Annotated in this window: 13 protein-coding genes; 2 read left to right on the top strand and 11 right to left on the bottom strand. The window is 43.4% G+C overall.

Annotated features, from left to right (window positions below):
- Positions 1–29 precede the first annotated feature (29 nt).
- From recQ to tig, 4 genes are all read right to left on the bottom strand, one after another.
- The gene (recQ, locus tag Q5076_RS13735; protein WP_004324651.1) at positions 30–2,210 is read right to left on the bottom strand and encodes a DNA helicase RecQ; all 2,181 of its coding nucleotides are present in this window, start codon (positions 2,208–2,210) and stop codon (positions 30–32) included.
- Positions 2,211–2,378: 168 nt separating this feature from the next.
- The gene (gene clpX / locus Q5076_RS13730) at positions 2,379–3,623 is read right to left on the bottom strand and encodes an ATP-dependent Clp protease ATP-binding subunit ClpX (RefSeq protein WP_303014168.1); all 1,245 of its coding nucleotides are present in this window, start codon (positions 3,621–3,623) and stop codon (positions 2,379–2,381) included.
- Between the two features lie 2 nt (positions 3,624–3,625).
- Positions 3,626–4,288, bottom strand: coding sequence for an ATP-dependent Clp endopeptidase proteolytic subunit ClpP (gene clpP, locus Q5076_RS13725; protein WP_303014167.1), 663 nt, complete (start codon positions 4,286–4,288; stop codon positions 3,626–3,628).
- 142 nt (positions 4,289–4,430) lie between these two features.
- Positions 4,431–5,786 carry a trigger factor gene (gene tig / locus Q5076_RS13720; RefSeq protein WP_303014166.1) on the bottom strand — a complete coding sequence of 452 codons (1,356 nt, stop codon included), beginning with the start codon at positions 5,784–5,786 and terminating at the stop codon, positions 4,431–4,433.
- Positions 5,787–6,237: 451 nt separating this feature from the next.
- Between tig and Q5076_RS13715 the strand changes: the two genes are divergently transcribed.
- A complete protein-coding gene (locus Q5076_RS13715; protein ID WP_175630998.1) occupies positions 6,238–6,483 on the top strand; it encodes an RNA-binding protein in 246 nt (81 codons plus the stop codon).
- Between the two features lie 68 nt (positions 6,484–6,551).
- Here Q5076_RS13715 and Q5076_RS13710 read toward each other — a convergent pair whose 3' ends face one another.
- Together Q5076_RS13710 and Q5076_RS13705 are read right to left on the bottom strand one after the other, a co-directional pair.
- Positions 6,552–7,322 carry an ABC transporter ATP-binding protein gene (locus Q5076_RS13710; RefSeq protein WP_303014165.1) on the bottom strand — a complete coding sequence of 257 codons (771 nt, stop codon included), beginning with the start codon at positions 7,320–7,322 and terminating at the stop codon, positions 6,552–6,554.
- Positions 7,319–8,062, bottom strand: a complete 744-nt coding sequence (locus tag Q5076_RS13705) for an ABC transporter permease (RefSeq protein ID WP_303014164.1) — start codon at positions 8,060–8,062, stop codon at positions 7,319–7,321. The genes Q5076_RS13710 and Q5076_RS13705 overlap by 4 nt, the downstream gene beginning before the upstream one ends.
- 75 nt (positions 8,063–8,137) lie before the next feature.
- Here Q5076_RS13705 and lptB point away from each other — a divergent pair, with 75 nt between their 5' ends.
- Entirely contained in the window at positions 8,138–8,899 is a 762-nt protein-coding gene (gene lptB, locus Q5076_RS13700; RefSeq protein ID WP_294631382.1) for an LPS export ABC transporter ATP-binding protein, read from the top strand.
- 479 nt (positions 8,900–9,378) lie between these two features.
- On the opposite strand, the gene der is transcribed toward lptB, so the two are convergent.
- From der to Q5076_RS13675, 5 genes are all read right to left on the bottom strand, one after another.
- Positions 9,379–10,692 (bottom strand): ribosome biogenesis GTPase Der, encoded by a 1,314-nt coding sequence (der, locus tag Q5076_RS13695; RefSeq protein WP_303014163.1) that lies wholly within the window; start codon positions 10,690–10,692, stop codon positions 9,379–9,381.
- Between the two features lie 48 nt (positions 10,693–10,740).
- A complete protein-coding gene (era, locus tag Q5076_RS13690) occupies positions 10,741–11,622 on the bottom strand; it encodes a GTPase Era (RefSeq protein ID WP_303014162.1) in 882 nt (293 codons plus the stop codon).
- A gap of 86 nt (positions 11,623–11,708) precedes the next feature.
- The gene (locus Q5076_RS13685) at positions 11,709–12,716 is read right to left on the bottom strand and encodes a beta-ketoacyl-ACP synthase III (RefSeq protein WP_004308623.1); all 1,008 of its coding nucleotides are present in this window, start codon (positions 12,714–12,716) and stop codon (positions 11,709–11,711) included.
- A gap of 87 nt (positions 12,717–12,803) precedes the next feature.
- Complete coding sequence (gene rpmF, locus Q5076_RS13680; protein ID WP_004296852.1) at positions 12,804–12,989, bottom strand: 50S ribosomal protein L32; 186 nt, start codon at positions 12,987–12,989, stop codon at positions 12,804–12,806.
- A gap of 12 nt (positions 12,990–13,001) precedes the next feature.
- Complete coding sequence (locus Q5076_RS13675; RefSeq protein WP_303014161.1) at positions 13,002–13,580, bottom strand: DUF177 domain-containing protein; 579 nt, start codon at positions 13,578–13,580, stop codon at positions 13,002–13,004.
- Positions 13,581–14,193: the final 613 nt, after the last annotated feature.

Genomic DNA, 14,193 nt, shown 5'->3' with positions numbered 1-14,193 from the left:
ATACCTGCACGCCTATTTTTTTCGCTTTTTTAATTAGCCATTTCAGAGATGAACTTAATACGTACCAAACGAACTTCCTCTTCCGTGAAGTCATCGCCTAATTCGTCAAGCGCATCATCAATCTTATCAGTGGTAGATTCCTTGAAATAATCGTAGATATCAAGCATATGATCTTCATCCATGATTTCTTCCAGGAAGTAATCTATATTCAGTTTGGTTCCCGAATAAACGATCGCTTCTACCTCGTCCAACAGTTCACCAAATTCAATCCCTTTGGAAAGAGCGATATCATCTAACGCCACTTTACGGTCGATAGCCTGAATAATAGCTACCTTCATCTTAGATTTATTGGCAACCGTACGTACCCGCAGGTCTTCCGGACGTTCTATCTCATTCTCTTCACAGTGGCGTTTGATTAATTTACAGAACTCTTCACCATAACGTTTTGCTTTTCCGGCACCTACGCCAGGTATATTCTGCAACTCGTCCAATGTCACCGGATAAATGGTAGCCATTGCTTCCAAAGACGGGTCCTGGAAGATCACATAAGGCGGTACTTCCAGTTTCTTCGAGAGTTTCTTCCGCAAGTCCTTCAACATGGAATAAAGAGCCGGGTCTACTGCACAGGAGCCACCGCCGCGTGCCGGAACTTCTTCTTCCGTCTCTTCGAAATCGTTGTCCTCGGTAATCTTGAATGACTTCGGTCTCTTCAGGAACTTATGTCCTTCCTCCGTCACTTTCAGGAGTCCGTAATGCTCCACATCTTTGCTCAAGTAACCTGCAATCAGCGCCTGACGAATCACTGCGTTCCATGTCTTATCCTCTTCACCCATACCAGAGCCGAAGACTTCGAGGTCTTCATGCAAATGCGCCTGTACTTCGGAAGTTTCTTTACCTTGTAGTATGTCTATAATATAATCTGCCTTAAAATTTTCTTTCACCGCGATAATCGCTTCAATCACGGCACACAATAACTCTTGAGCCTCCACTTGTTTTTTAGGGTTTAAACAGTTGTCACAATTTCCACAATTTTCTTCCGTATATTCTTCACCGAAATAATGCAGCAACGTCTTGCGTCGGCATACGGAAGATTCGGCATAAGCAGCGGTTTCCAACAGAAGCTGCTTGCCAATTTCCTGCTCTGCCACAGGTTTTCCTTGCATGAACTTTTCCAGTTTCTGCAAGTCTTTGTTTGTATAAAAGGTTATGCACTGACCTTCACCGCCATCTCTACCGGCGCGCCCGGTCTCCTGGTAATACCCTTCCAGACTCTTTGGAATATCGTAGTGAATCACGAACCTCACGTCCGGCTTGTCAATTCCCATACCGAAAGCGATAGTCGCTACAATAACGTCCACTTTTTCCATCAGGAAATCATCCTGATTCTTGGTCCTGGTCAACGAATCCATTCCAGCATGATAAGGACGCGCATTGATACCGTTTGCCTGCAGGATTTCAGCAAGTTCCTCCACTTTTTTCCGGCTAAGGCAATAGATAATGCCCGATTTCTCCGGATTGTTTTTGATAAACTTGATAATATCCCTGTCAATATTAGCGGTCTTCGCACGTACCTCATAATAAAGGTTCGGACGGTTGAACGAAGATTTGAAGACTTGAGCATCTACCATTCCCAGATTTTTCTGGATATCATGCTGCACCTTCGGTGTCGCCGTTGCGGTAAGCGCAATCAACGGAGCTTTACCTATTTCATTGATAATAGGGCGAATCCGCCGGTATTCCGGTCGAAAGTCATGGCCCCATTCAGAAATACAGTGAGCTTCATCCACTGCATAGAACGAAATCTTTACCGAACGCAAAAACTCTACGTTTTCTTCTTTCGTCAGCGACTCCGGCGCTACATATAGCAATTTTGTCTTTCCGGCAAGGATGTCCGACCTCACTTGGTCTATCGCGCCTTTATTTAATGAAGAATTGATAAAATGGGCGACGCCATCTTCTTCACTGAAATTGCGCATTGCATCCACTTGATTCTTCATCAACGCAATGAGCGGAGAAATTACGATTGCCGTACCTTCCATCAAGACCGAAGGTAGCTGATAGCATAAAGATTTCCCGCCACCGGTAGGCATCAGTACAAAGGTATCTTTACCATCGAGCAAGTTATTAATGATCGCTTCCTGGTTTCCCTTGAACTTATTAAATCCGAAATACTTTTTCAGTTCATCTGTTAAATTAATCTTCCCTGCCATCTTAACTAAGGTTGTTTTATTCAGTTCATGGTTTAACTTCAAGTATGTTCTCTTCTTCAAGAGAGCCAAACAAAGTTATAAACAACTTCGTAATTACCAAGCAAAATGCGACTAATATTTTCAAGAAAAAACAGAAACAATCATTTACAACCTCTTTACCTTTTGATTTTAAGCTGTTTGAAGCCTTGCCATGTTCGCCTTTTCCAGTTGTACCTTTGCATAATCCAGCGTCACTTCATACTCTTTCTTATCCTCCGAAGGGATTTCAAACATGACATCCATCATGATTGTCTCCACAATAGACCGCAATCCCCGTGCACCCAGCTTATACTCTACAGCCTTGTCCACGATATACTCGAAAACGGAATCTTCAAATGTCAGTTTGATTCCGTCCATCTCGAACAATTTGACATACTGCTTGATAATCGAGTTCTTGGGTTCGGTCAGAATGGCGCGAAGCGCGTTACGGTCCAAAGGATTCAGGTAAGTCAATACGGGAAGACGCCCGATGATTTCGGGAATCAAGCCGAACGATTTCAAATCCTGCGGGGCGATATACTGCATCATGTTGTTTTTATCTATCATCGCCGTTTTCTGCGAAGCCGTATAACCGACAACATGCGTATTCAGCCGTTGTGCAATCTTCTTTTCAATTCCGTCAAAAGCGCCGCCGCAGATAAACAGGATATTCTTGGTGTTCACCGGAATCATCTTCTGGTCGGGATGTTTGCGGCCTCCCTGGGGAGGGACATTCACCACAGAACCTTCAAGCAATTTCAACAATCCTTGCTGCACCCCCTCGCCGCTTACGTCACGGGTAATGGAAGGATTGTCCCCCTTACGGGCAATCTTGTCGATTTCGTCAATAAACACGATTCCCTGTTCAGCCTCCGGCACATTATAGTCCGCCACCTGGAGCAAACGGGTCAAGATACTCTCGATATCCTCTCCCACGTATCCTGCTTCCGTCAGCACCGTAGCATCCACAATAGTGAACGGGACATGAAGCAATTTGGCGATAGTACGTGCCAGCAACGTTTTTCCCGTCCCCGTGCTGCCTACCATAATGATGTTTGATTTTTCAATCTCCACATCGTCACCGCTGTCCTTTTGCAACAAACGCTTATAATGATTGTAGACCGATACGGAAAGGAAACGTTTCGCATCGTCCTGTCCGATTACATACTGGTCGAGGAATTTCTTGATTTCCACCGGTTTGGGCAGTTCCTTTAAGTTAAGCTTGGTAGCTCCGGCGCTTTTCCTATTTTCCCCCAACGCCTCCTGGGTAATCTCATAAGCCTGAGTAGCGCAACTATCACAGATGTAACCGTTCATCCCCGTAATCAGAAAACCGACTTCATTCTCCGACCGGCCGCAAAAGCTACACCTTTTCTTTGTTTTTGAATCAGCCATCTTTATTTTTTAATCAATACTTCATCAATCATACCGTACTCTTTCGCTTCCTGTGCGGTCATCCAATAGTCACGGTCCGAATCCGCCCATACCTTATCGAAGTCAGTATGCGAATGGTCGGCGATAATCGTATAAAGTTCTTTCTTCAATTTCTGAATTTCACGGGCGGTAATCTCAATATCCGAAGCCTGTCCCTGCGCGCCGCCCATCGGCTGGTGAATCATCACGCGCGAATGCGGCAATGCGGAACGTTTGCCTTCCTTGCCGGCAACCAGCAAAACGGCAGCCATCGAAGCAGCCATACCGGTACAGATGGTAGCGACATCACTTGAGATGAACTGCATGGTATCATAAATGCCCAGTCCGGCATATACACTTCCGCCCGGAGAATTGATATAAATAGAAATATCCTTACCCGGATCGACAGAATCCAGATAAAGCAACTGTGCCTGAAGAGTATTTGCCGTATAATCGTCAATCTGAGTACCCAGAAAAATAATACGGTCCATCATCAAACGGGAAAAAACGTCAAGTTGAGTCACGTTCAACTGTCTTTCTTCCAAAATATAGGGATTCAAATACCCGGCTTGCGATTTAATCACATCGTCAAGTACTCTACCGTTCATGCCCAAATGACTGGTTGCATATTTTCTAAAATCATCCATGTTATTGTCCCTTTCTTATTAATTAAAAACAAATGCAGGTACAAAGAAACGAAAAAGAATACAGAGACACAAAAAAACACAGAGTTATAATTTTATAAAAACTCTGTGTTCCTGTGGCTTTATATACTATTCAACCAAACGATTATTCAAACATCTTATTGAATTCTTCGATAGAAACATTCTTGTTCTCCAAAGTAACCTGCGTCTTCAAAGCGGCAGCCAGTCTCGTCTCCACCACACGGCTTACGAGATTGTTGACATTCTCTTTCTTCTTCAACATCTCCTGCGCGTAATTATCCAGCACATCGCCAGGTACGGACAACATGCCATATTGGGCAAACTGAGCCTTCGCCGTCTCTTTTGCCATATCCAGCACATCGCTCTGTTCCACTTTGATGTTGTTCGCCTCCACCAATTGCTCTTTAATCAGATGCCAAGTCAATTCCTCAATGCTCTTATCGTAATTTTCAGCGACAAATTCCTCGCCTTTCTCTTCATTGTTCAGCAACATGATACGTTTCAACAATGCATCCGGGAATTCCAGCTTACCCACTTTCTCCATCAGTATCTTACGCACATCAATCAAGAACTTATAGTCACTGTCCGCAACAAACCTTGCAGCAATCTCTTCCTTAATCTTGGCACGGAATTCTTCTTCCGTCTTCACGACACCCTCACCAAATGCCTGGTCGAATACTTCCTGTGTCAATTCTCCCGGAACAAAACGGGTAATCTCCTCTACCTGGAAACTGAAATCGGACTTCACATCCTTAGCGATTTCCTTGTCAATCTTCAACAAAGAGCCCAGTTCGGCAGCATGACCGTCATAAGCTACATTCGGGTTGAATACCAGCACGTCATTCACTTTCGCATTGGCAAACACAGCTTTCTGTTCATCATTCTTCATATAAGAAGGCATCAATACGGCTCCTTCCACCTGAATGCCGCCTTCTTTCGTGTTACCCTCATCATCCAACTGCGCCAACAAACCTTTCAGCATATCATTATCTTCGTAAGCATCCACCTTGTCATATTTACCAGTGCGTTGAGTGTACATCTTCACCTGGTTTTCAACCATCTCTTCAGATACTTCAATCGTATAATAATCGACCTTATCCTTATCGCTTACTTCCACTTTAAATTCAGGCGCCAAAGCAATATCAAACACGAATTCGAATTCATCCATCCTATCGAAGTCGATATCCTGTTGCTTTTCTTCATTAGGCAACGGTTCGCTCAACGCATTCACCTTATTCTCCTTAATATAATTGTAAACAGCTTCCTGCAGTGTTTTATTCACTACTTCCGCAATTACCGACTTGCCATACATCTTTTTCACAAGACTCATCGGAACCATACCTTTACGGAATCCGGGCATCTGCACCTTTTGGCGGAGTGATTTCAACTCTTTGTCTACTTTCTCCTGATAATCGGCTTTCTCAAGCTTTACAGTAAGCTCTGCGCTTACTTTGTCAATGTTTTGTAATGAAACGTTCATTCTGACAATTATTTATTTGATTTATACTTTGTTCTATACTCAAAGAGGGTGCAAAATTAGTGCTAATCTTTCAAATTTCAAAAGACATTGCAGATTTATTTCAGCAAATGCCTCCTATCCCTCACGCATCAGCAGAAGAAAAGGAGCCGCAAACCTGCCTGCCCCAGATATCCCGTCCTCGCCCTTCCAAGACTTTTTCTTCCTTTGAAGGAAAAGAAAAGGACTTTTTTCCGATATCCCGCAAATAAAACCTCCAAAAAGATGGTCATTTCAAAAATTATTCCTTTCTTTGTTGCGGATTGATGGAGCATTAGTTTCTCGATTTCTATTACAAGGTTTTTACTTCCGTTGAAAAGACGCTTTTGTAAACTCTCTGTCGTTTTAATCCTTTTATTAGTAGCCATCTATCCAGAGAGTTTTATTCATTTATTTATTTTTTATCATTTTCATTATGAACATTTATGTTGGAAACCTTAACTACCGTGTTAAGGAAGGAGATCTGCAACAAGTGATGGAAGATTACGGAGCAGTATCATCAGTTAAAGTTATTATGGACCGTGAAACCGGCAAATCCAAAGGATTCGCATTCATCGAAATGGAAGATGACGCCGCCGCTGCCAAAGCAATCGCAGAATTAAACGGAGCCGAATACATGGGCCGCACCATGGTAGTTAAAGAAGCCAGGCCCAGAGCTTGATTACCGACGCTGACATAGCCAAGAAAAAAAAGAACTTCTGCCACTCGATACCGGCAGAAGTTTTTTTATTACCCTTCCATATTCCGTTCTTCCACTTCCTTCACCTTACGGAGTAAATCAGAAGCGAAAATAAAGTTGTTCAGACGCTCGTTGCTAGAAGTGAAGATATCATCTTTGGTTCCTTCCCATTCCTTGTGCCCCTCATAAATATAAATCACCTTCTCACCGATTCCCAATACGGAATTCATATCATGCGTATTGATAATGGTAGTCATATTATACTCCTGGGTAATGTCGTGAATCAAATCGTCGATAACCAGTGAAGTTTTCGGGTCCAGTCCGGAATTCGGTTCATCGCAAAACAAATATTGCGGGTTCAAGGCGATGGCGCGGGCTATAGCCACACGTTTCTGCATCCCCCCGCTAATCTCTCCCGGAAACTTATCCTTCGCCTCAGTCAGATTCACCCGCTCCAGACAGAACATAGCGCGTTTGGTACGCTCCCGCAAAGTATCATTGCTGAACATATTCAGCGGGAACATCACATTATCCAACACCGACATAGAATCAAAAAGAGCGGCGCTTTGGAAAATCATCCCCATTTCCTTACGAAGCATTTTCTTCTCCCTTTTGCTCATCATGACCAAGTTACGCCCGTCATACAACACCTCGCCCTTTTCCGGAGTGAGCAATCCCACGATACATTTCATCAGCACCGTCTTACCGGAACCGCTTTGCCCGATAATCAGATTTGTCTTTCCGTTTTCAAAAGTCGCATTGATATCGTCCAATACGGTCTTATCGTCAAATGACTTATAAAGTCCCTTAATCTCAATCATCCCATCAAAAGTTTAGTTAATACCAAATCCGCAAACAGAATCAAGACGCTGCTGCACACCACAGCATCCGTGGAAGCCTTTCCTACGGCAATCGAACCGCCGTCTACCGTATATCCGAAGAAAGCGGCCACACTCGCAATAATGAAGGCAAAAAAGAGAGACTTAATAATACCCGCCCAGATAAACCATTCGACAAACATATATTGCAGCCCGTACTCCAAATCGACAGCATTCATCACCCCTGCAAACCAACAAGTGCAAAAGGCTCCGATAATCCCCGCAAATATACTGAACGTCACCAATATGGGGATAACGGTCACCATCGCCGTAATCTTGGGCAATATCAGGTAATTGGCAGAGTTGATTCCCATAATCTCAAGCGCGTCAATCTGCTGGGTCACCCGCATCGTTCCCAATTCCGAAGCGATATTGGAGCCCACCTTTCCTGCAAGAATCAGACACATAATAGAAGAAGAGAACTCCAGCAACATAATCTCACGTGTCACATATCCCACTGTCCAACGGGGCATCCACGGACTTTCAATATTCAATTTAATCTGAATGGTAATAACCGCACCGATGAAAAAGGAAATCAACAGTACGATACCGATGGAGTTCACTCCCAATTGCTCCATCTCGTTAAGGTATTGCCGGAAAAACATCCGCATACGTTCCGGACGTGAAAAAGTCCGCCCCATCAGCATGAAATATCTTCCGACTGTTCTCAATGCTTTTATCATAACTCACACTATTTGTCTGCAAATGTACATTATTTCAGCTTATTTTTACTACATTTGCCGCAAAATAACTAGAATATGGAAGAAAGCAAGATGGTGCTCCGCACGGAAGACCTGGTAAAGAAATACGGTAAACGGACCGTAGTAAGCCATGTGTCCATTAATGTGAAGCAAGGTGAGATTGTAGGTTTGCTGGGACCGAACGGTGCCGGGAAAACGACTTCATTCTATATGACCGTAGGACTGATTACTCCCAATGAAGGGCGGATTTTCCTCGATGATCTGGAAATTACCAAATATCCTGTCTACAAACGGGCGCAGACCGGCATCGGGTACCTCGCCCAAGAAGCTTCCGTATTCCGCCAGATGAGTGTGGAAGACAATATCGCGTCCGTCCTGGAAATGACCAATAAGCCTAAAGACTACCAAAAAGAGAAACTGGAAAGCCTGATTGCCGAATTCCGCCTGCAAAAAGTACGCAAGAACAAAGGAAACCAATTGTCCGGAGGCGAACGCCGCCGTACGGAAATCGCCCGCTGCCTTGCCATCGACCCGAAGTTCATCATGCTTGACGAACCCTTCGCCGGAGTAGACCCGATTGCCGTGGAAGACATCCAACAGATTGTATGGAAACTAAAGGATAAAAACATCGGTATCCTGATAACGGACCACAACGTGCAAGAAACACTCAGTATCACAGACCGTGCCTATCTGCTTTTCGAAGGAAAAATCCTCTTCCAGGGCACACCGGAAGAACTGTCCGAAAACCAGATTGTACGTGAAAAATACCTAAGTAACAGTTTCGTATTGCGCCGTAAAGACTTCCAATTGGAAAAATAGGGCCATATTACCCGGAAATTCCATCCATATCCTTACGAAAAAGTATGAATTCATGCCGATTATCATAGCCCGGAAGCATAATAATCCCAATGAAAGACTGTAACCCATAAAAGCAAAACGGGGGATAGTTCACTGCAACTCTTCTTTTCAAATATACACTTATACTTTTAGCGGGATATTTAATACTGCCAATGTAAATGTGTCAAAATTCAATTTTAGAGGGAATGAACTTTTCATCTGAAACCTGGCACTCTTCACCGGCAATAAAAAACCGTATCAGCTCATTTTGAAGTGCCCCCAAAAGTTTTGTGTCTAACTTTTGGGGGCACTTCATTTTTTGAGTAATGATACGGCTATTTTTATGTTTATCAGTCAGATTTTGTAACTGTTCCGAATGTTCATCTTAGTTTCGACACACTTCCATTCACATATCATATCCTAACGGTTAAACCGTCCCACTTCATCGAGACAGCGCCATCCTACTTCTGACGAATATAAATGTTAATCGGCGTACCTGTCAAATTCCATTTCTCACGCATCTTATTTTCAAGGAAACGTTTATAAGGCTCCTTCACGTATTGCGGCAAGTTGGCAAAATAGACGAATGAAGGCACTTGCGTATTCGGCAACTGCGTAATATATTTAATTTTGATATACTTGCCTTTATTGGAAGGGGGCGGATACGCCTCAATCAACGGAAGCATCTCCTCATTCAGACGTGCAGTCGGTATCTTCGTCGTCCGGTTCTCATACACATTGCGTGCCTCTTCAAGAACCTTCAAAATCCGTTGCTTCGTCAATGCGGAAGCAAAGATAACCGGAAAATCCACGAATGGGGCAAAACGGGAACGCACAGCCTCCTCAAAAGTTTTCTGCACCTTCACGGATTTATCCTCCACCAAATCCCATTTATTAATCACAACCACCAACCCCTTCTGGTTCTTTTGAATCAGAGAGAAGATATTCAAATCCTGACTTTCAATCCCCCTCGTAGCATCCAGCATCAGAATACAAACATCCGACCCCTCAATGGCACGAATCGAACGGATAACAGAATAATATTCCAAATCCTCATTCACCTTGCTCTTCTTGCGGATACCGGCCGTATCTACCAGATAGAAATCAAATCCGAACTTATTGTAACGGGTATAAATGGAATCACGGGTCGTTCCCGCAATCTCCGTCACGATATTACGGTCCTCACCGATAAACGCATTGACAATGGAAGACTTACCGGCATTCGGCCTTCCCACCACAGCAAAACGGGGAATGTCATCATCCAGAATCTCCGAAACCTCCTTCTTAAACTTACTGACAATCAAATCCATCAAATCTCCCGTCCCGCTACCCGACACGGCAGAAATGCAATTAGGGTCGCCCAACCCCAACTTATAAAATTCAGGAGCATTATACTGCAACTCATTATTGTCCGTCTTATTGGCAACCACGATTACCGGCTTGTTGGTACGGCGCAGGATAGTCGCCACCTGCATATCCAAATCAGTTACCCCGTTCATCACATCCACCACAAACAAGATAACATCCGCTTCGTCCACAGCCAATAAAACCTGTTTTCTAATCTCTTCCTCAAAAATATCATCCGAGTTCACCACCCATCCCCCGGTATCCACCACAGAGAATTCACGGCCCAGCCACTCAGACTTGCCATACTGCCTGTCACGGGTTGTCCCCGCTTCTTCATTCACGATAGCCTGACGAGTCTTCGTCAGACGATTAAATAAGGTAGACTTGCCCACATTAGGACGTCCTACGATTGCAACTAAATTTCCCATAGTTCAACACCTTGTTTTTCACGACTATCCCAGTCGCATGAATACTTTTTAATCTAACTGATAACCAAAATTACGCAACTCCTTATCCGAACTGCGCCAATCTTTATCAACCTTCACATACGTCTCCAAAAAGATAGTCTTCCCGAAGAAACGCTCCAACTCACGGCGCGCCTCGGTAGCCACTTTCTTCAACGCTTTTCCCTGCTTACCGATAATGATTCCCTTCTGCGAATCACGTTCCACATAAATCACCGCCCTGATACGAATCTTTCTCGCCTCCTCTTTAAACTCCTCCACGGCAACTTCCACCGAATAAGGAATCTCCTTATCGTAATAAAGCAAAATCTTTTCACGAATAATCTCATTCACAAAAAAGCGGGCAGGCTTATCCGTCCACTGGTCTTTTCCAAAATAAGGAGGAGAATCAGGCAGCAACTCTTTAATCCGCTTCATCACATAGTCTATGTTGAACTTGGACGTAGCCGAAATCGGAATGATTTCCGCCTGTGGCAACAACTCTTTCCATTCTTCCACCACCTTAACCAGTTTCTCCTGATTTGTCAGGTCTATCTTATTGATGAGTAACAGAACAGGTACCGCCATCTGACGCACCTTCTCCATAAACTCGTTATTCTTGTCCGGCGTCTCCACCACATCAGTCACATAAAGCAGAATATCCGCATCCGTCAACGCCGAAGTAGAAAAGTTCAGCATCGACTCCTGTAGCTTATAATTAGGTTTCAATACTCCCGGAGTATCAGAAAAGACAATCTGCATTTCCTCCGTATTATAAATTCCCATAATCCTGTGGCGGGTAGTCTGCGCCTTAAAGGTCGCGATTGAAATACGCTCGCCTACCAAAGCATTCATCAATGTCGACTTCCCGACATTCGGATTCCCTACGATATTTACAAAACCTGCCTTATGCATTTCTCTCGATTTTATAGGTTGAGACAAAAAAACGCATCGAATCGAAATAGGATGCGTTTTTGAGTGTTATAGTTCAGTAACTTACGTTACGATTCCTTTTTTCCGTCATAACCCCATTTCACGTAAACTGCGCCCCATGTAAATCCGGCACCGAATGCAGTGAAAATGATATTATCACCTTTCTTGAGTTTATCTTCATAATCCCAGATACACAAAGGAAGAGTAGCAGCACTGGTGTTACCGTAATGCTCAATATTTACCAACACTTTATCCATTGGCACCTCCATACGGTGAGCCACGGCTTCGATAATGCGGACATTCGCCTGATGCGGAACAATCCAGTTGATATTATCTTTCGTCAGACCATTCTTTTCTGCAATAGCAGCAGATACATCCGACATGTTAGATACAGCATATTTAAACACTGTTCTTCCTTCCTGGTGCAAATAGTGCATTTTATTGTCTACTGTGAAATAAGACGGAGGACAAACCGAACCACCAGCTTTCATGTGGAGGAAAGGCAATCCTTTGCCATCAGTTCTCAGTATCGAATCCATGATTCCGTAATCTTCCGTAGTCGGTTCCACCATAAAGGCAGCAGCACCGTCACCAAAGATAGGGCATGTAGCACGATCTGTATAGTTAACCATTGACGACATCTTATCGGCACCGACAATGATAATTTTCTTATATCTTCCCGAACGGATGAAATTAGCAGCTGTCTCCATTAAATACAGGAAACCGCTACAAGCAGCTTGCAAATCGAAAGCAAATGCATTCTTCAGTCCGAGTTTATCACAAAGAATAGAAGCTGTAGAAGGGAAGTGATAGTCAGGAGTAGTGGTAGCGACAACAACCAAATCAATGTCATCAGGATTAGCACCGGTTTTCTTCATCAACTGTTTGGCAGCTTTGCGTGCCATGTATGAACTACCTAATCCTTCCTCATTCAGAATATGTCTCTCCTTTACTCCGATACGAGTCATAATCCATTCGTCGTTGGTATCCACCATTTTTGATATCTCGTCGTTAGTTAAGATATAATCGGGAACGTACCCGCCGACTCCTGTGATTACTGCATTTATTTTTTCCATCAAACCTATTTTAAATTAGCAATACTATAATACTTAAAGCAGCCGGAGAGCTTTACCCTCAGGCTGTTTTCAGTATAACTGTACTAATTATACAGCTGCTTCTTTCTCAATAGCGAGCTTACCTCTGTAATAGCCACAAGCACCACATACTGTGTGGTAAACGTGCCATTCGCCGCAATTCGGACAAATAGCCAATGTAGGAGCTACTGCCTTATCATGAGTTCTTCTCTTCGCTTGTCTCGTACTTGATTGTCTTCTCTTAGGATGTGCCATTTTCTTAAAACTTTAATTATTATCTAATATTTTTTTTAATTCATTCCAGCGAGGATCAATTTGTTCCTCCACTTCTTCCTCAATTACGATGTCATCTCCACCTGTGTCGAAAGTATCATCGCTATCCTCATTTGCATTTGTTTTCAAATGCTTGTTCAATTTACTAGTTACCGCTTTATTACACTTACCGGGAGCATGTACATGCTTCATCGGAATAGACAGCGCAACAAATTCATACATGAACCATGCAACGTTGATTTCCCCTTCTTCCTCGGGAATCACAATCAGGTTGTCACCTTCTTCTGCATATTCATGACCAAACTTTACCATCAGTTTATCAGAAGAACTGATAGGTAGCTCCATATCATCCAGACAACGGTCGCATGGTACCCATACCATACCGTCAGTTTGGAAACTCAGCTCGAAAGCACGAGAGGTTCTTTTCACAGTCAATGTAACATTGACCTTTCCTTTCTGAACTTCAGGACCATCAATGTGAGCGAAGTAAAGGTTATCCAATACAAACTCATACTTAGCAGAGTCTGTTTGCATTCCTTTCAAGTCAATTTTGTATTTATCAAACTTTCCCAAAGCTTCTCTCTTTTTTAAATCGTTAGCTTACAATTCGGGCGACAAAGATACAAATAAATATCCTCATAACATACAAATTATCAGTAAATATTCACATTTTTAATAGGTATTATCCGGTTTGCAAGCATTATTATCCCTGTTACCCCATACCTGTCGTTACATGTATATCTTATTGCATACCGTATCGCTGCACATTTAGAGGGATGTTTAAAGAACGATTGTCCGGGCTGTCAGACCTTATTTCCGGAGGGGGGGGAGGGGACGGAATACCTAACCATATAAAAAAGCCGGCCGGTTCACAACGCTTCGAGCATGAATCGGCCGGCTGCTAACTTTATATTATTTTCCGGTAAAAGAAAGATTCGGTTGCTTCGGTTACAATTCCCCGAAAGGGAAAAAATGATAAAGATACAAGCAGAAAAATATTTCCTGCATATCGGACCCAAAGATTCATTTCCCGGAGACCCCCATCCCGCAAACACAAAAAAACACAAACACACAAAAAAAGAAATCGAGCCCTCCGGAATCTTATCCCGGAGGGCTCGATAAACATCTGAATTAAAAAAACGGCAGCTACCTACTCTCCCACTATTACGCAGTACCATCGGCGTAA

The organism is uncultured Bacteroides sp., from assembly GCF_958445495.1.
Lineage (GTDB): Bacteria > Bacteroidota > Bacteroidia > Bacteroidales > Bacteroidaceae > Bacteroides.
The sequence above is the reverse complement of the archived record's forward strand: the minus strand, read 5'-3'. Positions and strand labels throughout refer to the sequence as shown.